Annotated in this window: 17 protein-coding genes; 5 read left to right on the forward strand and 12 right to left on the reverse strand. The window is 68.9% G+C overall.

Annotation, left to right across the window (positions count from 1 at the left end; all coding sequences use genetic code 11):
• The first annotated feature begins 47 nt into the window (after positions 1-47).
• Positions 48-1,706, forward strand: a complete 1,659-nt coding sequence (locus tag MVA01S_RS02975) for a hypothetical protein (RefSeq protein WP_144033023.1) — start codon at positions 48-50, stop codon at positions 1,704-1,706.
• A gap of 155 nt (positions 1,707-1,861) precedes the next feature.
• Positions 1,862-2,677 (forward strand): DUF1542 domain-containing protein, encoded by an 816-nt coding sequence (locus MVA01S_RS02980; RefSeq protein ID WP_003928359.1) that lies wholly within the window; start codon positions 1,862-1,864, stop codon positions 2,675-2,677.
• On the opposite strand, the gene MVA01S_RS02985 is transcribed toward MVA01S_RS02980, so the two are convergent.
• The 6 genes from MVA01S_RS02985 to MVA01S_RS03010 form a co-directional block, all read right to left on the reverse strand.
• Complete coding sequence (locus tag MVA01S_RS02985; protein WP_003928358.1) at positions 2,674-4,359, reverse strand: cation:proton antiporter; 1,686 nt, start codon at positions 4,357-4,359, stop codon at positions 2,674-2,676. The genes MVA01S_RS02980 and MVA01S_RS02985 overlap by 4 nt on opposite strands.
• 59 nt (positions 4,360-4,418) lie before the next feature.
• Complete coding sequence (locus MVA01S_RS02990; protein WP_003928357.1) at positions 4,419-5,225, reverse strand: Fpg/Nei family DNA glycosylase; 807 nt, start codon at positions 5,223-5,225, stop codon at positions 4,419-4,421.
• 3 nt (positions 5,226-5,228) lie between these two features.
• Positions 5,229-5,702 carry a ribose-5-phosphate isomerase gene (locus MVA01S_RS02995; RefSeq protein WP_003928356.1) on the reverse strand — a complete coding sequence of 158 codons (474 nt, stop codon included), beginning with the start codon at positions 5,700-5,702 and terminating at the stop codon, positions 5,229-5,231.
• 77 nt (positions 5,703-5,779) lie between these two features.
• Positions 5,780-6,739: an isopenicillin N synthase family dioxygenase gene (locus MVA01S_RS03000; protein WP_003928355.1), complete on the reverse strand. Its 960-nt coding sequence runs from the start codon at positions 6,737-6,739 to the stop codon at positions 5,780-5,782.
• A gap of 22 nt (positions 6,740-6,761) precedes the next feature.
• Positions 6,762-7,205, reverse strand: a complete 444-nt coding sequence (locus MVA01S_RS03005) for a nucleoside deaminase (protein ID WP_040539873.1) — start codon at positions 7,203-7,205, stop codon at positions 6,762-6,764.
• Positions 7,206-7,349: 144 nt separating this feature from the next.
• A complete protein-coding gene (locus MVA01S_RS03010; RefSeq protein ID WP_003928353.1) occupies positions 7,350-7,970 on the reverse strand; it encodes a mycothiol-dependent nitroreductase Rv2466c family protein in 621 nt (206 codons plus the stop codon).
• A gap of 101 nt (positions 7,971-8,071) precedes the next feature.
• On the opposite strand from MVA01S_RS03010, the gene pepN reads away from it, so the two are divergent.
• Positions 8,072-10,660: an aminopeptidase N gene (gene pepN / locus MVA01S_RS03015; RefSeq protein ID WP_003928352.1), complete on the forward strand. Its 2,589-nt coding sequence runs from the start codon at positions 8,072-8,074 to the stop codon at positions 10,658-10,660.
• A gap of 95 nt (positions 10,661-10,755) precedes the next feature.
• Complete coding sequence (locus tag MVA01S_RS03020; RefSeq protein WP_040539721.1) at positions 10,756-11,148, forward strand: HNH endonuclease; 393 nt, start codon at positions 10,756-10,758, stop codon at positions 11,146-11,148.
• 18 nt (positions 11,149-11,166) lie between these two features.
• On the opposite strand, the gene MVA01S_RS03025 is transcribed toward MVA01S_RS03020, so the two are convergent.
• From MVA01S_RS03025 to MVA01S_RS03035, 3 genes are read right to left on the reverse strand one after another with little or no spacing between them, the layout of a single operon-like run.
• Entirely contained in the window at positions 11,167-11,628 is a 462-nt protein-coding gene (locus tag MVA01S_RS03025; RefSeq protein ID WP_003928350.1) for a DUF5130 domain-containing protein, read from the reverse strand.
• Between the two features lies 1 nt (position 11,629).
• Complete coding sequence (gene ctaJ, locus MVA01S_RS03030) at positions 11,630-11,863, reverse strand: aa3-type cytochrome oxidase subunit CtaJ (RefSeq protein WP_040539871.1); 234 nt, start codon at positions 11,861-11,863, stop codon at positions 11,630-11,632.
• Between the two features lie 25 nt (positions 11,864-11,888).
• Positions 11,889-12,554: an HNH endonuclease gene (locus MVA01S_RS03035; RefSeq protein WP_003928348.1), complete on the reverse strand. Its 666-nt coding sequence runs from the start codon at positions 12,552-12,554 to the stop codon at positions 11,889-11,891.
• A gap of 432 nt (positions 12,555-12,986) precedes the next feature.
• Here MVA01S_RS03035 and MVA01S_RS03040 point away from each other — a divergent pair, with 432 nt between their 5' ends.
• Entirely contained in the window at positions 12,987-13,397 is a 411-nt protein-coding gene (locus tag MVA01S_RS03040; protein ID WP_040539717.1) for a globin, read from the forward strand.
• Between the two features lie 10 nt (positions 13,398-13,407).
• Here the strand turns inward: MVA01S_RS03040 and MVA01S_RS03045 are convergent, their stop codons facing one another.
• The 3 genes from MVA01S_RS03045 to MVA01S_RS03055 are packed head-to-tail and all read right to left on the reverse strand — an operon-like array spanning position 13,408 to position 19,393.
• The gene (locus tag MVA01S_RS03045; RefSeq protein ID WP_003928345.1) at positions 13,408-14,094 is read right to left on the reverse strand and encodes a DUF8185 domain-containing protein; all 687 of its coding nucleotides are present in this window, start codon (positions 14,092-14,094) and stop codon (positions 13,408-13,410) included.
• On the reverse strand, positions 14,091-14,510 hold the full coding sequence (locus tag MVA01S_RS03050) for an acyl-CoA thioesterase (RefSeq protein ID WP_003928344.1): 420 nt from the start codon (positions 14,508-14,510) through the stop codon (positions 14,091-14,093). Before MVA01S_RS03050 ends, MVA01S_RS03045 begins: the two co-directional genes overlap by 4 nt.
• On the reverse strand, positions 14,507-19,393 hold the full coding sequence (locus tag MVA01S_RS03055; protein WP_003928343.1) for an NAD-glutamate dehydrogenase: 4,887 nt from the start codon (positions 19,391-19,393) through the stop codon (positions 14,507-14,509). Before MVA01S_RS03055 ends, MVA01S_RS03050 begins: the two co-directional genes overlap by 4 nt.
• Positions 19,394-19,414 lie beyond the last annotated feature (21 nt).

Raw genomic sequence — 19,414 nt, forward strand, 5'->3', positions numbered from 1 at the left:
GGCTTTTGCGGCAATTCGCGGGCGGCGAATGGGAGACACTCGACCCCGTGATCGACAGTCTTTCCGCAACCACCGGCGACACGAGAACGCGCTGGATATACCCGGCACTAATTGTTCTCGCTGCCATACATCTGGCCACTCTTTCGGAAAATCACGGCGAGGCCGAAGACTCCGTGCAATACATCATGGACGTCACCAAAGGCGAGAATCTATTTCAGCCCAATCACCTATTGTTCAACGCGATCAACCGGCTGCACTATCGGGTCTGGACGGCTTTCGGCTACTCCGCCGACGCCACGGTGCCGATGGAAGTGTTGTCGGCCGCCGCCAGCCTGGCCACGGTGTACCTGGTCCATCGGATCGCGCTTCGAGTGGGCGCCCCGCCGCTGATGGCGCTGGCCGCCGCCGGATGGACCGCGTTCTCCTACGGCTTCTGGGTTTACAGCGTCGAGGCCGACACCTACCTGCTGCCGTTACCGGCGGTGCTTCTCGCCGTCCTGGTGCTGTTCGACATTCGGCCGACGGAGTGGAGCGGGATCCGTGGGCCGACAGTGCCGCGTCTGATCGCCCTCGGAGTGCTCAGCGCCGTCGCCGCATTGCTCCACCAGCAGTACCTCTTCCTGATCCCGATTGTCGGGGTCAGTTTGATCCTCATCTGGCGGGCGACGCCTGGGCGCAGCAGCGGATCCCTGATCACCACGGCTTCGGTCTACGGTCTGGTCGCCGTAGGCGTGGTCTTCCTGGTGTACTGCGCGGTCGGTCTGATTGCGCTCGGCCAGAGCGACATTGCCGAGACCCTGGCGTGGGCGCGTGGCCACGCCAGCCAGGGCACCTGGGTGGGTTTCTCGCTGATGTCGTTTCCGATGTTGCTGGTCGGCCTCGTCCGGGTGATTCTCGGTATCAACTTCCTGGCCTCCCCGCACGCGGCCGGTGCGATGGCGAAGATTTTTCCCGGCAAGGTGCTGCTCGAGGAGCACTATGTCGCCGCGCAGTACATCGGGACCACATTGTTCTGGGTGATCACCGCCGCCACGCTGGTGGCCGTCGGCGCGATCGTCTGGTTGACGTTCCAGGCAACGCGCGGCGTGCGCGCCACAGAACCGTTGTCGCCGCGGTGGACCTTCACCCGCTTCGGGATCGTCTACCTGGCGGTCTACGCCGTACTGATTCTGATCTGGGAGCCCTACAACTTGGAATTCTGGATCGGACTCGTTCCGATACTCGCGATCTTGCTGGTCAGTCGCCTCGTCGGGAATGACGGTGTGGCGCCGGCAAGCATCGCACTGGCGCTCGCCCTCGCGGTTGCGAACTTCTTCGGCGGCGTCTGGCCCTACTCCCACGCGGACTCCGACTATTGGACTGATCAGAACGCGGGTCTCACGGCCATCGCCGGCAAGACAGACGTGATCGTCACCGAATGTGTATACGTGTGCCAGGGAAACCTCGCGTTGAGCACCGGTGCCCACTTGATCCCGGCGTCGTCGGATGACACCGGAGAGCTTTCGGCCGCGCTCGCTTCCCCGTCCACGGGACGGCTGTTCGTGTCGTCCTGGGCGTTCGATGCACCCGAAGGCGTCGCCGATCCGGAAACCGCGGGCTCCAGCGAAGTCAGATCGATGTTGGAGGGGCTTCGTGACCGCTTCGTCGAGGTCACCCGTTCCGGGTCGCAGACCATCTGGCAAGTGATGCCCGCCGACCGACCGTGATGTCCGCGATCCGGCGCACTGGCGAACCAACCCGGGAGTGGACCAACGCGCGCTGCTCGCGCACCACAACGAGGCTGCGCGACAAGCGTGCTGACAATCCGGTCTGCATCGCCGACGACCTGGGGTGTTCGCATTCTGTCGGTACGCTGTGAGCCATGAATGCCGCACTTCTCGTCCTCATCGTCCTGGTGGTCGCGGCGATCGGTCTCGCTGTCTACGCGACGTCGAAGTCCACGCAGAAGCGCAACGCCGCGACGCTGGCCGACGCCAAGGCCGACGCCCGCCGGGTGATCGAGCGGCTGGGTGGTCAGGTGTTCGCGCTGACGGCCACCGACGAGGCCGCCAAGCAGGCACTGGCCGACGCGTCCGAGCGCTACACCGCCGCGTCGTCGCAGATCGACCAGGCCACCACCGCGAAGCAGGCCGAGCTGGCCAAGGAGAGCGCGATGGAGGGCCTCTACTACGTGCGTGCGGCGCGCACGGCGATGGGCATGGATCCCGGTCCGGAGCTGGAGTCGCTGGCCGGGCAGCGGACCGCGGGCACCGTCACCGAGGACCGTCGTGTCGAATTCGAGGGCCGCGAGATCGAGGCCTCGCCGACGCCGTCGCAGCGCACCCCGAACTACTACCCCGGCGGCCGCGTCGCGGGCCGGCCCGTGCCCGCCGGCTGGTACTCCGAACCGTGGTGGAAGCCGGCGCTGGTCGCCGGCGCCTGGGGTCTGGGCTCGGCGCTGCTGTTCAGCAGCCTGTTCTCCGGCATGGCCGGCGTCGGTTACGACGCGCAGGCGTTCGAGAACGGCTACGGAGACGGTTTCCAGGACGGGATGGACCAGGGCCAGCTCGACGGCGCTGACGCCGGCGGCGACGGCGGGGACTGGGGCGGAGATGCCGGCGGCGGCGACTGGGGTGGCGGCGACTGGGGTGGTGGCGGCGACTTCGGTGGCGGCGATTTCGGCGGGTTCGACTTCTAGAACCGGCTCTCCAGCCGCGCCGACACCCCGGCCTCCTGCAGGTCGAGCCGCTCGAGCATGGCCCGCACCGCCTCCTCGTCGATGCGGCCTGCGTCGCGCTCGCCGATGAGCGCGGCACGCTGGGCGGCCAGGACGTCTCGGTAGAGCTGGGCGAACACCGCGGCCCGCCGGGTGTTGGCGGCGGGATCGGGCATCTCGTCGGCATCCTGGGACTGGCGCGCCACGATGGCCCGGATCTCGGCGAGCACCCGCGGGTCCAGTCCGGCCGGCGGATGCGCGCGGAACTCGGCGAGCACCTCGGCGGACGCGTCGTGCACCACCTTCTCGGCCTTCTCCGTCTCGGCGACGGTCTCGGCGCGGTCTGCGTCGGAGGACAGGTCGAGCCGGCGGATCAGCAGCGGCAGCGTCCACCCCTGCAGCAGTAGCGTGCCCACACTCACCACGAACGCGATGGCCTGGATCGTCGCACGCTCGGGGAACGGGTCACCCGCGGCGGTCGTCACCGGGATCGCCGCGGCCGCGGCCAGTGTCACCACGCCGCGCATGCCCGTCCAGGACACCACGACACTTTCCTGCCAGCTCAGCCTGCGGTTGTCGATGCGGGACGGCCGCCGGCCCCCCGGCCGTTGCCTGCGGCGGGTGCCGAGGGCGCCGCGGGCGCCGTCGGGGATCGGCACGCTCAGCCGCTGTTCGACCTGCCGCGCCAGCACTCCCCTGCCGAACATCACGAACACCGACAGCGGCCGGATCACCAGCACGATCAGCAGCACCACCGCCGACGCGACCGCCACCTGCCCCAGCGACTCGTGCGCGTCGCGCAGGTCTTCGAGCACGAAACGCAGATGCAGCCCGATGTAGGCGAACACGAACGCCTCGAGCAGCACGTCGACCGAGTTCCACACGTACCGCTCCTGCAGCCGGGTCTGGTAGCCGGCGTCCACCGTCCCGCTGCCCACCACGAACCCGGCCACCACGACGGCCAGCACGCCGGAGGCGTGCATCTCCTCGGCGACGATGAACGCCGCGAACGGCACCATCAGGCCCTGCACGGTCTCCAGCGCCGGGTTGGCCAGCCGCCTGCGGATCCACAGGGTCACGTACCCCAGCGCGGCACCGACAGCGGGGCCGAGCACCGCGCTGTAGCCGAACAGCAGCAGCGGGTTCTCGATGAAGGTGTGCCGGCCGGCGACCTGGGCCACCGCGACGGAGAACAGCGCCAGCGCCGCCGCGTCGTTGATCAGGCTCTCGCCGGTCAGGATCGTCATCACCCGTTTGGGCAGTCCGAGCTTGCGCCCGACGGCGACGGCGGTGACGGCATCGGGCGGGGCGACGATGGCGCCGAGCACCAGCGCGGTCGCGAACGTCAGCGGCACCACCACCAGCCAGGCGGACACGGCTGCGACGGCGAACGCGGTGACCACCACGAGCCCCACCCCGAGACCCAGGATCGGCTTGATGTTGCGCAGGAACGTCGGGAACGAGAAGTTCAACGCCGCCGAGTACAGCAGCGGCGGCAGCACCACCGACAGCAGAATGTGCGAATCCAGTTCGGGCGCTTCGAATCCCGGCACGAACGACACCGCGATGCCGACCACGACGATGATCAGCGCGGGTTCGAGTCCCCGTCGGTGCGCCATCGCCGTCACGACGATCGCGCCCACTACCACCAGGATCAGTTCCACCCGCAGATTGTCCCGGCTATCTCAGCGCATGTCCCGCCGACCCGCGCGGTGCCGAGCCCTCAGGTCTGGCAGGTGGGACACCAGAACAGGTTGCGCCCCTCCAGTTCAACCGTCCGGACCGGTGTCGCGCACACCCGGCACGGCTCACCGGCGCGGCGGTAGACGTAGGTGCGCGGCCGGCCTTCCCGGTAGGACGGTGCGCCGTGGTCGTGCTCGGGTGCCACCACGACGATCTTGCCGCGGCGCACCCCGACCTTCATCAGCGCCACGAGATCGGTCCACAGCTCGGAGAACTCGTCGGCGGTGATCGTCGTCCCGGGCCGGAAGGGGTCCACGCGGTGCCGGAACAGCAGCTCGCTGCGGTACACATTGCCCACCCCGGCGATCACGGTCTGGTCCATCAGCAATGCCGCGATCGGCCTGCGGGACTTGCTGATTCGTCGCCATGCCAGCGATGGGTCGGCGTCGGGGCGCAGCGGGTCGGGCCCGAGCCTGGCCACGACGTCGGCGACCTCTGGCTCCTCGATTACCTCGCACACGGTCGGCCCGCGCAGATCGGTGCCGTACTCGGCGCCGACCATCCGCATGCGCACCTGACCCACCGGCAACGGCGGGGTCCGGTCCTCGGTCAGCGGCCACTCGGTGAATGCGCCGTACAGGCCGAGGTGCACGTGCACCACCCGGCCGCCCTCGTAATGGTGGAACAGATGCTTGCCCCAGGCACTGGCCTTCTTGAACACCCGCCCGTTGACCGCCGCGGCGCCGTCGGCGAACCGGCCCTGCGGGCTGGACACGATCACCGGCGCGCGGCCGAACCGACGCTGGTGCAGCCGCGCCAGTCGGTGCAGCGTGTGTCCTTCGGGCATCGGCTATGCGCCGGGCACGGGCGGCGCGACGTGCGTCTTCTCGTACTCGGCGAGGATGTCGATGCGACGCTGATGCCGCGGCGCCTCCGACCACGCCGTGGACAGGAACGTGTCGACGATGGCCAGCGCCTCCTCGGTGGAGTGCATGCGGCCGCCGATGGCCATCAGTTGGGCATTGTTGTGCTCACGGGCCAACGCCGCGGTCTTGGTGCTCCACGCCAGGGCGCACCGGGCCCCGGGCACCTTGTTCGCCGCGATCTGCTCACCGTTGCCCGAACCGCCGAGCACGATGCCGAGGCTGCCCGGGTCGGCCACCGTCTTCTGCGCGGCCGAGATGCAGAACGCCGGGTAATCGTCGTCGGCGTCGTAGCTGAACGCCCCGCAGTCGACGGGTTCGTGCCCGGTGGCCCTGAGATGCTCGGCGATGGCCTGCTTGAGTTCGAATCCGGCGTGGTCGGCCCCGAGGTAGACGCGCATGGCGGACACCCTACCTCCCGGTTCACCTGCCCCTTCCGGCACCGCGAACAGCGCCGGGGCAGGGTCCGGGGCCGGGCTCAGCCGACGCTGATCGCGTCGAGCCGTTCCTTGATGAACGTCGCCGAGGTCACCGGCCCGAGCCCGGCCACCTTGCCCACCGGCGGCGCCAGCGGCGTGACGAGCGCGTCGTGATCGGCCTCATAGAAGTAGATCAACGACACCAGGTCCTCCTCGGGAGCATCCGGCTGCGGGGGCAGCACCCGGTGCCGACCGGACGGCCACCGCCGGCCGCTCCAATACTCCAGCAGGTCACCGATGTTCACCGTCAACGCCTCCGGGTCGTACGGAGCGTCCTCCCACCCCCCGTCCTCGGAATACACCTGCAGGCCGCCCGCGCCGGGCTCCCGGTCCAGGATCGTGACAGTGCCGAAGTCGGTGTGCGGGCCGATGCGGAACTGGCCGGGTTCGGGTTCGCCGACGACGCTGACCGGCGGGTAGTGGTTGATGTTCATCGTCCAGGTCGGCCTGGCGGCCAACTCGGCGAACGGATTGACCTCCAGGTTGAGCGCGTGCGCGCACAGCGCCAGCAGATCGTCGGCGACGCTCCGCATCTGCGCGGTGTACTCGGTCACCAGCGACTGCAGCGCGGGCACCTCGCGGGGCCAGACGTTCGGCGCAAACCAGATCCGGTCGACCTCCGCGTCACCGGTCGCGGTGTCCGCGCCGAGACTGAAGCTCTCCTTCAGGTCCGGCGGGGTCTCGGTGCCCTCGGCGAAACCGTTGGCCTCCGCGCCGGGTCCGATCCAGCCGCGCCCGCCCACCGGCACCGAGTAGTGCTGCTTGACCTCCGCGGGCAGCGCGAAGAACTGCCGTGCCGCGGCACGCACGTCCCGCGCCAGCGCCGGGTCCACCCCGTGCCCGCGTACCAGCACGAAACCCGCCCGCTGCAGACCGGCGTCGATCTGCGCAGCGACCTCGTCGGCGGCCGAACCGCCGGCCCGCCACGCCGAAAGATCCACCGTCGCAATGACGCTCATCTAGATTTCACTCCTCACGTGCTCACTCGCCGATGTCCTCGGCCCACAGCTCCGGGTTGGCGGCGATGAACTCACGCATCATCGTCACGCACCGTTCGTCGTCGACCACCGTGACGTCGACGCCGTGCTCGGCGAGCCAGTCGTGCCCGCCGGTGAAGGTTCGGCTCTCCCCGATCACGACGGCGCCGATGTTGAACTGCCGCACCAGACCGCTGCAGTACCAGCAGGGCGAGAGCGTGGTCACCATGATCGTCGAGCGGTACCCGCGCTGGCGCCCCGCGTTGCGGAACGCGTCGGTCTCGGCGTGGATGGACGGGTCGTCGAGCTGCACCCGCCGGTTGTGACCGCTGCCCAGCAGCGTTCCGTCGGCCGCGAACAGCGCCGCGCCGATCGGAATACCGCCTTCGGCCAATCCTTTTCGCGCCTCCTCGACGGCGACGTCGAGCATCTGCTGTGGGGTGGGCATGGCCTCGCTGCGGCGAATCTGGGACGACACGGCACCTAGTATGCGGCCCCCGGTGGTCGTTTCGGCCGCAATCACCGGTACACCCTCACCCTGTTGCCACCGGTCCGCAACCGGAGGCAACAGGATCGAAACAATCCGGTGAGGTCAGTCGAACTCGGGGCGCTCAGTGCGGGTCCGCTTGAGTTCCCAGAAGTGCGGATAGGACGCGAAAATCACCGACGCGTCCCAGAGCCGGCCCGCCTCCTCCCCGCGCGGGATGCGCGAGAGCACGGGCCCGAAGAACGCGACACCGTTGACGTGGATGGTCGGCGTGCCGACGTCCGGGCCGACGGCGTCCATGCCGGCGTGATGGCTGGCGCGCAACGCCTCGTCGTAGTCGGTCGACGTGGCGGCCTCGGCGAGTTCGGCGGGCAGGCCGACCTCCTCGAGAGCCTCCGCGATCGCCTTGGCGAAGGTGGGGTCGGTCTCCCGGTAGCCGAGATTGTGGATACGGGTGCCGAGCGCGGTGTAGAGCGGACCCAACACGTCGGCGCCCTTGGCCTGCTCGGCGGCGATGGCGACCCGCACCGGCCCCCACGCCTTCTTCATCGCCTCCTGGTACTCCTCGGGCAGGTCCCGCCCCTCGTTGAGCACCGCCAGGCTCATCACGTGGAAGTTGACGTCGATGTCGCGCACTTTCTCGGCCTCGAGCACCCAGCGCGAGGTGATCCAGGCCCACGGGCACAGCGGGTCGAACCAGAAATCGGCGCGAGACTTCTCAGACATTTGCGTGGTCCTCTCGTATGCATACAGCTGTGACAGACGTCGTTGGGCACAACCCACGACACCCGTCCCGTCTTCCCCGGATGAGGCTAGTGTTATCGAGCGTGGCACTTCCTAATCTGACCCGCGACCAAGCCGCCGAGCGCGCCGCACTGGTGACCGTCGACAGCTACCGGATCGACCTTGATCTGACCGACGGTGCGGGCAAACCCGGTGAGAGCACCTTCCGGTCCGTCACGACAGTCGAATTCGACGCTCTCGCCGGCGCCGACACCTACATCGACCTGGCCGCGGCGACCGTCCGCAAAGCCACCCTCAACGGCGTCGATATCGACGTTTCCGGTTACGACGAGGCCACCGGCATCCCGCTGGCCGGCGTCGCGGGGCACAACGTGCTGACCGTCGACGCGGACTGCCGCTACTCCAACACCGGGGAGGGCTTGCACCGCTTCGTCGACCCCGTCGACAACGAGGTGTACCTGTACTCGCAGTTCGAAACCGCCGACGCCAAACGGATGTTCGCGTGTTTCGATCAGCCTGATCTGAAAGCGGCCTTCGACGTCACCGTGGTGGCCCCCGCGCACTGGGAGGTGGTCTCCAACGGTGCCACCGTCACCGTCGAGGACCTCGACTCGGGCGCCAAGCGACACACCTTCAAGGCCACGCCCCGGATGAGCACCTACCTGGTGGCGCTCATCGCCGGGCCCTACGCTCGCTGGGACGACCAGTACTCCGACGACCACGGAGACATCCCGCTGGGACTGTTCTGCCGCAAATCCCTGGCCGACTACATGGACGACGAGCGGCTGTTCACCGAGACCAAGCAGGGCTTCGGTTTCTATCACCGCAACTTCGGCGTCCCCTACGCCTTCGGCAAGTACGACCAGCTGTTCGTCCCCGAGTTCAACGCAGGCGCGATGGAGAACGCCGGCGCGGTCACGTTCCTTGAGGATTACGTGTTCCGCAGCAAGGTCACCCGCGCGTCCTACGAGCGCCGCGCCGAGACCGTGCTGCACGAGATGGCCCACATGTGGTTCGGCGACCTGGTCACCATGCAGTGGTGGGATGACCTGTGGCTCAACGAGTCCTTCGCGACGTTCGCGTCGGTGCTGTGCCAGGCCGAGGCCACCGAGTACACCCAGGCCTGGACCACGTTCGCCAACGTCGAGAAGTCCTGGGCCTACCGGCAGGACCAGCTGCCCTCGACCCACCCGGTGGCCGCCGACATCCCGGACCTGCACGCCGTTGAGGTCAACTTCGACGGCATCACCTACGCCAAGGGCGCCAGCGTGCTCAAGCAGCTGGTCGCCTACGTGGGGCTCGACGCATTCCTGGCGGGACTTCGGGACTACTTCCGCGACCACGCGTTCGGCAACGCGACGTTCGGTGATCTGTTGGGCGCGCTGGAGAAGTCGTCCGGACGCGACCTGTCGGGCTGGGGCAGGCAGTGGCTCAAGACCACCGGCCTGAACACGCTGCGCCCCGAGTTCGACGTCGCCGCCGACGGCACGTTCACCCGGTTCGCCATCGGGCAGGGCGGCGCCAAACCTGGCGAGGGCGAGACCCGTGTGCACCGGCTGGCGGTCGGCATCTACGACGAGGACAGCTCCGGCAAGCTGGTCCGGGTGCACCGCGAGGAGCTCGACGTCGACGGCGCGACCACCGAAGTGCCTGCACTGCAGGGTGTTTCGCGGGGCAAGCTGATCCTTGTCAACGACGACGACCTGACCTACTGCTCGCTGCGGCTCGACCCGGACTCGCTGCAGACGGTGCTGACGCGCATCGCCGACATCGCCGAGCCGCTCCCCCGCACCCTGGCCTGGTCGGCAGCGTGGGAGATGACCCGCGACGCCGAGCTGCGCGCCCGGGATTTCGTCGCGCTGGTGATCAGCGGGCTGCACGCCGAGACCGAAGTGGGTGTCGCGCAACGTCTGCTGCTGCAGGCGCAGACCGCGCTGGGTTCCTACGCGGACCCGGCGTGGGCGGCCGAGAACGGCTGGCCCGCGTTCGGCGACGCACTGCTGGACCTGGCCGGCGAGGCCGAGCCGGGATCCGACCATCAGCTCGCGTTCGTCAACGCGCTGTGCACCTCGGTGCTCTCGGCCAATCACGTCGCGGTGCTGTCGACGCTGCTCGACAACGAGCCCGCCGAGGTCAACCTGCCCGGGCTGGTGCTCGACACCGATCTGCGCTGGCGCGTGGTCACCGCGCTGGCCCGCGCCGGGGTGATCGACGCCGACGGCCCACAGACGCCGTTCATCGACGCTGAGGCCGCCAACGACCCCACCGCCGCCGGACGGCGCCAGGCCGCCGCGGCGTCGGCGGCACGGCCGCAGGCAGCGGTCAAGGACACGGCGTGGGAACAGGTCGTCGAGGACGACACGCTGGCCAACATCACCGCCCGGGCGATCATCGGCGGCTTTGTGCAGCCCGGCCAGGGTCAGCTGCTGGCACCGTTCCGGGACCGCTATTTCGGTGCGATCTCCGGGGTCTGGGAGAGGCGCTCCAGCGAGGTCGCCCAGACCGTGGTCGTCGGGCTGTACCCGTCCTGGGAGATCACTCAGGAGGCGCTGGACGCCGCCGATCGGTTCCTGTCCGACCCCGAGGTGCCGCCGGCGCTGCGCCGTCTGGTGCTGGAGGGCCGGGCCGGCGTCGAGCGCTCGCTGCGGGCCCGCGAGTTCGACGTCAGCTAACCCGGCATCCCCGTCTGGGGCGAGCGTGCGCGGCTGTGGCCGACACGCCGACGTCGTAGCCGACGTCGCGCACGTTCACACCCCATGCTCTTGGGGTGGCGGTGAACAACAGTCGGAGGGCGCGCGCGGCGCGCCGACGCAAGCGTCGGGTGGCGGCCGTCGTCAATGACCTGACCGACGCACAGTGGGTCTCGATCAAGGCCGCCTGGAACGGCTGCGCCTATTGCGGGCAGACCGCGGGGACGATGCAACGCGACTGCGTGATGGCGATCTCGCGCGGCGGCCGCTACACCATCGACAACGTGGTGCCGGCCTGCGCGGCGTGCAATGCCAGCAAGTGCAACGACGAGGTCACCGGCTGGCTGCGGCGGAAACGGCTCGACGAACGGCTGTTCCTGGAGCGCTACGTGCAGATCCGGGCCGAACTTCTGGCGCAGGAACGCCAAACCGCCGTCTCGGTAGCTCCGGAGGCCGGGCCGCTACCGTGACGGCGGTTGCGCGAAAGATCAGCGGGGCGAGACCCCGGCCGAAAGCACGCGGATGCCGCTGATGAGTCCGTCGATCAGGTTGCCCTCGCGGAACGACGCCGCTGCGGCGGAGACGCCGAGCGGGGCGGCCTCTTCGATGCCGCGGCCCTTGACGTCCGAGCCGTAGACGACCTCGATCGCCCGCTGGTCCGGCGACACCGCGAGCAGCACGGCGTTGTTCGGGGTGGGCACCTTCGCGAGGATCTCGCGGGCGGTGGCCGCGGGGTCGGCGCCGAGGCTGCCGATGTACACCGCGAAACGCGCCTTGGCCGCGCGCGACCCGTACTTGAGCGCGTTGTCGAGAACCACCAGGTCCTTGGTCGGGAACGGATACTGCACCGACAGGACACCGGGCTCGGTGACCGACGAGATCCGTCCGCTGGCCGTGATGGCCGACCCGTAGGGCAGTTCGGCGACGTCGAGTCCGCCGGCCTTGGTCATTTCACCACTTGCCACTTGCGCCACCTCCGATGGTCAGGTGCGAATCATGACCGCCATGGCCGTGGTCCGCCGGTTCTTCGGCCGCCCACAAGATGGGCTCGTGCGTCCACTTCCCGGACATGTCGAACGTCTCGGGGTGCGGGCCCTTCTTGGTGAAGATGAACAGCGACAGAAGCCCGGCCAACGCCAGCGGGACTACTACGAAGCTTGCATGCGCAAGAGCTGTTGAGTTCACGCGCAAACCGTATCCCACGGCCGGGTCAGGCCGCTCCCTCACCCAGGTATCTCACCCAGGCGGGGTCGAGTTCCTTGACGCTCGACAGCAGCCGCCAGTGCTGTCCCTTCGGTGGCAGCGGCGTGGTGTGCATCGCCCAGCCCAGCTCGCTGAGCAGACGGTCGGCCTTGCGGTGATTGCACGACGAGCACGCCGCCACACAGTTCTCCCAGGAATGCGCGCCGCCGCGGCTGCGCGGGACGACGTGGTCAACGGTGTCGGCCTTCGCGCCGCAGTACGCGCAGCGGAAGCGGTCCCGGTGCATGAGGGCCGCCCGGGTCATCGGGATGCGTGCCCGGTAGGGCACCCGCACGAAGGTGCGCAGCCGGATGACGGTCGGGACGACGATCGCCCGGGTCGCCGAGTGGATCACCGGGCCCACCGGGTCGTCGTGCACCACGTCGGCCTTGCCGCACATCAGCATGATCACCGCCCGGCGCAATGGCAGCGCCGTGAGCGGTTCGAAGGTCGAGTTCAGCAGCAGCACCCGCCGGCGGCCCCAGATCGACGCGTCGTGGGCGGCGGGAGGCGCTCCGTCGGCGGCAGGGGCCACGCTGTGCAGGGCGCGCGAGGCAGTGACCGATGTCGACCCGGATGAGCCCGCCGCGGTCCGGTGATGCCGGTGGCCGCGTCCGTTCTTACGCTGCGCCATACGTCCTCCGCCCGACAGTTCACCACGGATTTCTGCCACTCGCACGGCAATTCCATACGTGTTCGCTGGTCAGTCGGATGAACATCGTGTGACGGACGCGGCCGCCGCGCACACTTGGGCGATGACCGCCGGGGGGACACCGACTCGGGCCACCGAGTATCTGCGCTACGACGAGGAGATGGCCGCCTGGCCGCCGCCGAGGACGCGCTGATCGCCAGGATGATCGCCGACCTGCGCAGAAACCACGAAAATCAGTTTGCCAAGAGCAAGAGGCGGCGCGCGCTGTGGCGCGAGAGCTGGTGCTGTCGGTGCGGACCGTCGAGGGTCACGTCGACCGTGCCTGCTTCAAACTCGACGTCGCCGACCGCGATGAGCTGGCCAACGTCGTCAGAAAGAAGAGCTGACGCGGCCCGGTCCGGGCGATGGCCCACAATGGAGGGGATGGAAGCGCAGAACAAGCAGCAGTCGTTCTACGACGCGGTGGGCGGGCAGGACACGTTCCGCACCCTGGTGTCCCGGTTCTACGAGCTCGTGCGCGAGGACGAGATCCTGCGCCCGCTCTACCCGGAGGACGACCTCGACGGCGCCGAGGAGCGGCTGCGCATGTTCCTCGAGCAGTACTGGGGCGGGCCGCGGACGTACTCCGATCAGCGCGGGCACCCGCGGCTGCGGATGCGCCACGCGCCGTTCCGGATCGGCTATCTGGAGCGGGACGCGTGGCTGCGCTGCATGCACACCGCGGTGGCTGAGATCGACACCGAAACCCTCGACGACCGGCACCGGCGCGCGCTGCTCGACTACCTGGAGATGGCCGCCGAGTCGATGGTCAACTCACCGTTCTGAGGCCGCTGTGTCAGCGCAGCACCACCGCGGGGTCGCCACGGCGGCGGTAGACGCTGCCGAACCGGGCGTCCACGCGCAGCCAGGTCGCGGTGGTGCGCACCCGCACCACCTCGTCGGGGCGGACCGATTCCGGGGCGAACCGGTCGCCGGCCGGGGACTGCGGCAGGAAACCCATCGCCGTCAGCGCGAACACACACCGCATGGGCACTCCGACGCTGCCCTGCGCCGAAGAGACCGCGACCACCTCTTGGTCGAGCAGCGACGGCGGCGGGCCGTGGGCCCCGGAGTGCTCTTTGGCCAGGCTGCTTCCCCGCTGTGCGAGGTCCAGCACGACGCGGGCGGGCACGTCGTCGAGATGGACGAACCCGGCGGCGGGGGGCAGCACGCCGCGCCACGCCGAATCCATCGAGAAGCCGGGGTCGACGTACCCGTCGGCGGTGACGTCGCGCAGCGCGTTCACCAGTGCGTCGGCGCCGGCGCAAAGATCAGCCGGGGCGATCCGCCCGGTCACCACCCGGCTGGCGAGCACGTCGAATCCCGTTGCCGCCCAAGCGACAACCGACTCGTCGTCACGGCGGCGCAGTCGCACGATGCCGGCCTCGTCGAGCCGTAACACCCGCTCGGCGAACGTCGCCAGATCCTGTCGGGCAGCCCGTGACCCCGCTTCCAGCCACAATCCGCGCTCGGCGACGGTCATCGCTGCCAGCGCTGCAGATACTCGCGTTGCGCCTGCGAAAGCCGTTCCAGCCGTTGTTCTTCGATGTGCACCGCGGCGAGCTGGGTGTCGGCGATCACGGCGGGGCGCGAGTCGGGCGGCGCACCGACCGAGCGCACCTCGTAACCCACCGTGAAGTCCACCGCACGCACCCGCTTGGCGAACATCGTCACCTGCAGCGGTGAGTCGATCAGTCGCAGCTGCGCCTTGTAGGAGATGTTCACCTCGGCGATCAGCAGACCGATCGTCGTGATGTTCTCGCCGAAAGGCTCACGCAGGAAAGGGATCCTGGCCTCTTCGAGGATGGTGACCATCGTGGCGTGGTTGATGTGCTGGTACATGTCGATGTCCGACCAGCGCACATGCACCGGCGCCGTGAAGCCGTGTTGACCCGTCACCCGTTCGATCCCGTTCCACTCGTCCTCGTCATGCTTCGAATCTGGCGGGCCGCGACCGACAGCGTGGCCAGGTCGTGCTCACCGCTCTCGTACAGTTCGGTCAGCGTGCGCCGCGCCCGGCTGATCCGGGAGCTGTTGGTCATCTCCCATTCGGCGATCTTCTCCACGCCGTTCTCGTCGGGCTCCCCCACAGCCAGCACGTCGAAGCACAGCGCGCGCAGCGACCCGTAGATGTCGTCCCGAATCGCCAACCGCGCCAACGAATGCCACCGGTCGTTGCGCGACAGCCGGGACACCGCGGTGAGCAGCCCGTCGGTGCCGAGGTGATCCATCAGCGCGAAGTAGGTGTCGGCCACCTCGGCCGGATCACGGTCGATGATGTCGGCGACGTCGATCACGTCCAACAGGCTGAACTGGTAGAGCCCGGAGGCCACCATGTACGCGAGGTCCTCGGGCACGCCCTGGGCGCTGAACTCGCCGGCCTCCTTGGCGACGATCGCGCGGTCGTCGCCGCGCAGCCAGTCCGGCATGCACGGCGTCAACGCCGCCACCTTCTCGGCGAACCGGTTGATCTCGGCGCCGACGGCCAGCGGTTGCGGCCGGTAGTTCAACAGCCACCGGGTGGTCCGGTCGATGAGACGGCGCAGGTCCAACGTCATCCGATCGGTGACCGCCACCGGCACCCCGTTGGCGCCGGCTTCCCGAATCTGGCGCCACACCCGGCCCACCCCGAAGATCGCGTCGACGGCGACGAAGCTGCGGATCGCGTCCACCGGGGCGACCCCGACGTCTTCGGTGACCCGGTAGGCGTACGAGATGCCCGCGGTGTCGACGACGTCGTTGACCAGCATCGTGGTGACGATCTCCCGGCGCAGCTGATGGGCCCGGATGTCCGGGACGAACTGCTCCCGCAGAGTGGCCGGGAAGTAGGACGGCAGCCGGGAGGCGAACACCTCCTGGTCCGGCAGGTCCCCGTCGAGCAGGTCAGCCTTGAGCGCCAACTTCACGTGAGCCATCAGCGTCGCCAGTTCCGGTGAGGTCAAACCCATTCCGGCGTCGATACGCCGCCCGATCTCCTTGTCCGACGGCAACGCCTCCAGCTCACGGTTCAGCCCACGCTCGGCGACGAGGTCCTTGATCATCCGGGCGTGGACGTTGAGCAGGCTGGCCGCGTTGGCCCGGCTGGTCCCCATCAGGTCGTTCTGACTCACGTTGTCGACCAACACGAGCCGGCCTACCTCGTCGGTCATCGACAGCAGCAGATCGGTGCGGTCCTCGGCCGCGACCTTGCCCGCGGTCACCAGCGAGTCGATCAGGATCTTGATGTTGACCTCGTGGTCGGAGCAGTCCACCCCGGCGGAGTTGTCCAGCGCGTCGGTGTTGATGCGCCCGCCGCAGAGGTCGAACTCGGTGCGGCCCAACGGCGTCACCCCCAGGTTGCCGCCCTCACCGACCACCTTGGCGCGCACCTGATTACCGTTGACGCGGATCGCGTCGTTGGCCCGGTCGCCGACCTCGATGTCGGCCTCGCTCTCGGCCTTGATGTAGGTACCGATCCCGCCGTTCCACAGCAGGTCGGCGGGCGCCTTGAGGATCGCCTTCATCAGCGCCGGCGGCGTCAGCTCTGCGGTGTCGTCGTCGAGGCCGAGCGCGGCCCGCGCCTCGGGGCTGATCGTGATCGACTTCTGTTGCCTGCTGAAGACTCCCCCGCCCGCACTGATCAGCGACTTGTCGTAGTCGTCCCAGCTCGAGCGCGGCAGCTCGAACAGCCGCTTGCGTTCCTGCCAGGACGCGGCGGCCTCGGGGTCGGGGTCGATGAAGATGTGCCGGTGGTCGAACGCGGCGATCAGCCGAATGTGCTTGGACAGCAACATGCCGTTGCCGAACACGTCGCCGCTCATGTCGCCGACGCCGACCACGGTGAAGTCCTCGGACTGGGTGTCCACACCCATCTCGCGGAAATGCCGCTTGACCGACTCCCACGCGCCTCTGGCGGTGATCCCCATCGCCTTGTGGTCGTAGCCGACCGAGCCGCCCGAGGCGAATGCATCCCCCAGCCAGAACCCGTAGGACTTCGCGACGTCGTTGGCGATGTCGGAGAACGTCGCCGTGCCCTTGTCCGCGGCGACGACCAGGTAGGCGTCGTTGCCGTCACGCCGGACCACGCCGGTGGGTGCGACGACGTCGCCGCTGATCTTGTCGACGTTGTCGGTGATGTCGAGCAGTCCGGCGATGAACAGGCGGTAGCAGGCGACGCCCTCGTCGCGGGTGGCGTCGCGGTCGACGGCGGCGTCACCGGTGGGCGACGGCGGGTGTTTGACGACAAAGCCGCCCTTGGCCCCGACCGGCACGATCACCGCGTTCTTGACCGCCTGAGCCTTGACCAGCCCGAGGATCTCGGTGCGGAAGTCCTCCCGGCGGTCAGACCAGCGCAGCCCGCCCCTGGCGACATAGCCGAAACGCAGGTGCACGCCCTCCACGCGGGGTGAGTACACGAAGATCTCGAACTTCGGCCGGGGCAGCGGCAACTCGTCGATCAGTTCGGGATTGAGCTTGAACGACAACACATTGCGCGCACGCGCCGATTCGGTGTCGGTGACGAAGTAGTTGGTCCGCAACGTCGCCTGGATCATCGATGCGAACGCGCGCAGCACACGGTCGGTGTCGAGGCTGACCAGTGCGTCGATGTCGGCGGCGACCGCGGCGGCCGCGGCCTGCGCGTCGTGATTGGCGCTGCCTGCCTTCTGCTCGTCGGGCCGGAACAGCGCCTCGAAGAGCTCGACGAGCGAGCGCGCGGTGCCCGCGTTGTCGTTGAGCACCGATTCGACGTGGGACTGACTGTAGGAGAACCCGGCCTGCTTGAGGTACCGGGCATAGGCGCGCAGCACCGACACCTGCAGCCAGGTCAGCCCGGCCCGCAGCACCAGCTCGTTGAACCGGTCGATCTCGGCCTGACCGTGCCAGATGGCGGTGACGGCTTCGGCGAACCGGCGCGCGGAGTCCTCCCACTCCGGTCCGGGCGGCGCCTGCGGGACGCCGCGGTGCGGTGAGACCTTGAACTGGTAGATCCACACGGGCAGGCCGTCGGGGCGGGTCACCGTGAACGGCCGCTCTTCGAGCACCACCACGCCCATCGACTGCAGCATCGGCAGCAGCTGACTCAGCGACGCCGACCGCCCGCCGAGATACCAGTTCAGGTGCGACACCCCCGGCTCGGTGCTGTCGTCACCGTCGGTCAGCACCAACTTCACCGAATCATCTTGTAGCGCTTCGATGATCGCGATGTCGGCCAACGCGCGCGTCGGCTCGATCGCCTGCTTGTACACCTCGGGGAACGCCGACGCGTAATGCTCGGCGGTGGCCTGGTCGACCCCGCCGCCTGCGGCGACAGCGCCCAACAGGCGGTCGCCCCAGGTGCGTGCCGCCTCGGTCAGCAGGTCCTGGATGCGCGCCTGGTTGGACTCGGAGACGTCCACGTTCTGCCGATGCGAGCCCGCGGGCAGCCGCACGGTGAAATGCACCACGGCCCAAGGTGATTCACTGACCCGTGCCGCGTAGTCGATGCTGACCCCGCCGAGTTCGCGGACCAGGATGTCCTGCATCTGGAGGCGGACCGCGGTGGTGTAGCGGTCACGTGGCAGGTACACCAGGCACGACACGAAGTGCGCGAGCGGATCCACCCGCATGAACAGCAGGGTGCGCCGACGCGAACCCAGGTCGACCACCGCCATCGCCATGTCGAGCAGGCCCCTGGCGCTGAGCGCGAACAGTTCGGCGCGCGGGATGGTCTGGATGATGTCGAGCAGCAGTTGACCGGGGTGGCTGGGATCGCGGTGGGCCATCGCCAGCGCGTCGTTGACCCGCCGGGAGACCAGCGGGATCTCCAGCACGTTGGCGTTCATCGCCGCGACGGTGAACAGTCCGACGAAGCGGTGCTCGATCGCCGCGGTGTCGTCCGTGCCGGTCTCGCCGGGTTGTTCGCGGACGACCACGATCTGCGGATATGCGCCGTAGCGCAGGAAACTCGGGATCGTGGCCTGCGCCAGCGTGAGCAGTTCGTCCTTGTCGGTCAGCTGGGGCAGCACGTCCTGACGCAGCCGCAGCACGCCCAGCCGACTGGCGGGGTCGACGGTGGCCTCGCCGTCGCGGACCGTGCAGCGTTGATAGCCCAGCAGGATGAAGTGTCCGTCGGCCAGCCACCGCAGCAGCGCCGCCACGTCTTTGCGGTCCGGGCTCGGGAACCGCCGCCCGGAATCGCCGTCGAGTTCGGCGGCCAGAATCCGCAGTGCGGCGGCCATATCGGTGCTGTCCAGGGACACCTGCCGGGCGTCGGCCATTACCCGGGGCAGCAGTCTCTCGGCTTCGGCGAGTGCGCGGCGATCCACCGAGCCGGCCAGCTGCACGTGGACCCAGGTCTCGTCGACACCGTCGACGAACGTCGCCTCCGACGCCGGCACGATGTCGAGGAGCTCACCCCCGGCGCCGCGGCGCACCCGGAACACCGGGTTCATGATCGCGGTGTAGGCGACGCCGATGCGGTGCAGCAGCACCGTGATCGAGTCCATCAGCATGGTCGCGTTGTCGGTGACCACTTGCAACGCGGGCCCGAAACCGCCCTCGACGTCGGCGCCGTGCACCGCGACGAGGGTGGCACCGGGCGACCGCTGCGCGCCCAGCCGGTACTGCGCCGCGACCAGGGCGGGACCGTCGACCGTGTCCGCGCCCGGCCGGCGCAGTGGACCCGTGACGGCGCCCTCGGCGCCGGGCGCCCCGGCGTGCGGACCGCGGTAGGTCGCCAGGTAGGCGGGTAGCAGTCGGTCGATGACCTGCGTAGGCACCTGCTGATCGGCCGGGCCGTTTGCGGGCCCCGTGTTCAACGACATTCGCCGCTCCTGACTCGCACG

The sequence above is a fragment of the Mycolicibacterium vaccae NBRC 14118 = CIP 105934 genome (assembly GCF_001552715.1).
GTDB classification, from domain to species: domain Bacteria; phylum Actinomycetota; class Actinomycetes; order Mycobacteriales; family Mycobacteriaceae; genus Mycobacterium; species Mycobacterium vaccae.

Bases quoted from the DNA above. Each gene is read 5' to 3' on its own strand.
- MVA01S_RS02980 (WP_003928359.1), top strand. From the start codon at position 1,862: ATGAATGCCGCACTTCTCGTCCTCATCGTCCTGGTGGTCGCGGCGATC.
- MVA01S_RS02990 (WP_003928357.1), bottom strand. From the start codon at position 5,225: ATGCCCGAAGGACACACGCTGCACCGACTGGCGCGGCTGCACCAGCGT.
- MVA01S_RS02995 (WP_003928356.1), bottom strand. From the start codon at position 5,702: ATGCGCGTCTACCTCGGGGCCGACCACGCCGGATTCGAACTCAAGCAG.
- MVA01S_RS03000 (WP_003928355.1), bottom strand. From the start codon at position 6,739: ATGAGCGTCATTGCGACGGTGGATCTTTCGGCGTGGCGGGCCGGCGGT.
- MVA01S_RS03005 (WP_040539873.1), bottom strand. From the start codon at position 7,205: ATGCCCACCCCACAGCAGATGCTCGACGTCGCCGTCGAGGAGGCGCGA.
- MVA01S_RS03010 (WP_003928353.1), bottom strand. From the start codon at position 7,970: ATGTCTGAGAAGTCTCGCGCCGATTTCTGGTTCGACCCGCTGTGCCCG.
- MVA01S_RS03025 (WP_003928350.1), bottom strand. From the start codon at position 11,628: ATGACCAAGGCCGGCGGACTCGACGTCGCCGAACTGCCCTACGGGTCG.
- MVA01S_RS03035 (WP_003928348.1), bottom strand. From the start codon at position 12,554: ATGGCGCAGCGTAAGAACGGACGCGGCCACCGGCATCACCGGACCGCG.
- MVA01S_RS03040 (WP_040539717.1), top strand. From the start codon at position 12,987: ATGGAGGGGATGGAAGCGCAGAACAAGCAGCAGTCGTTCTACGACGCG.
- MVA01S_RS03045 (WP_003928345.1), bottom strand. From the start codon at position 14,094: ATGACCGTCGCCGAGCGCGGATTGTGGCTGGAAGCGGGGTCACGGGCT.
- MVA01S_RS03055 (WP_003928343.1), bottom strand. From the start codon at position 19,393: ATGTCGTTGAACACGGGGCCCGCAAACGGCCCGGCCGATCAGCAGGTG.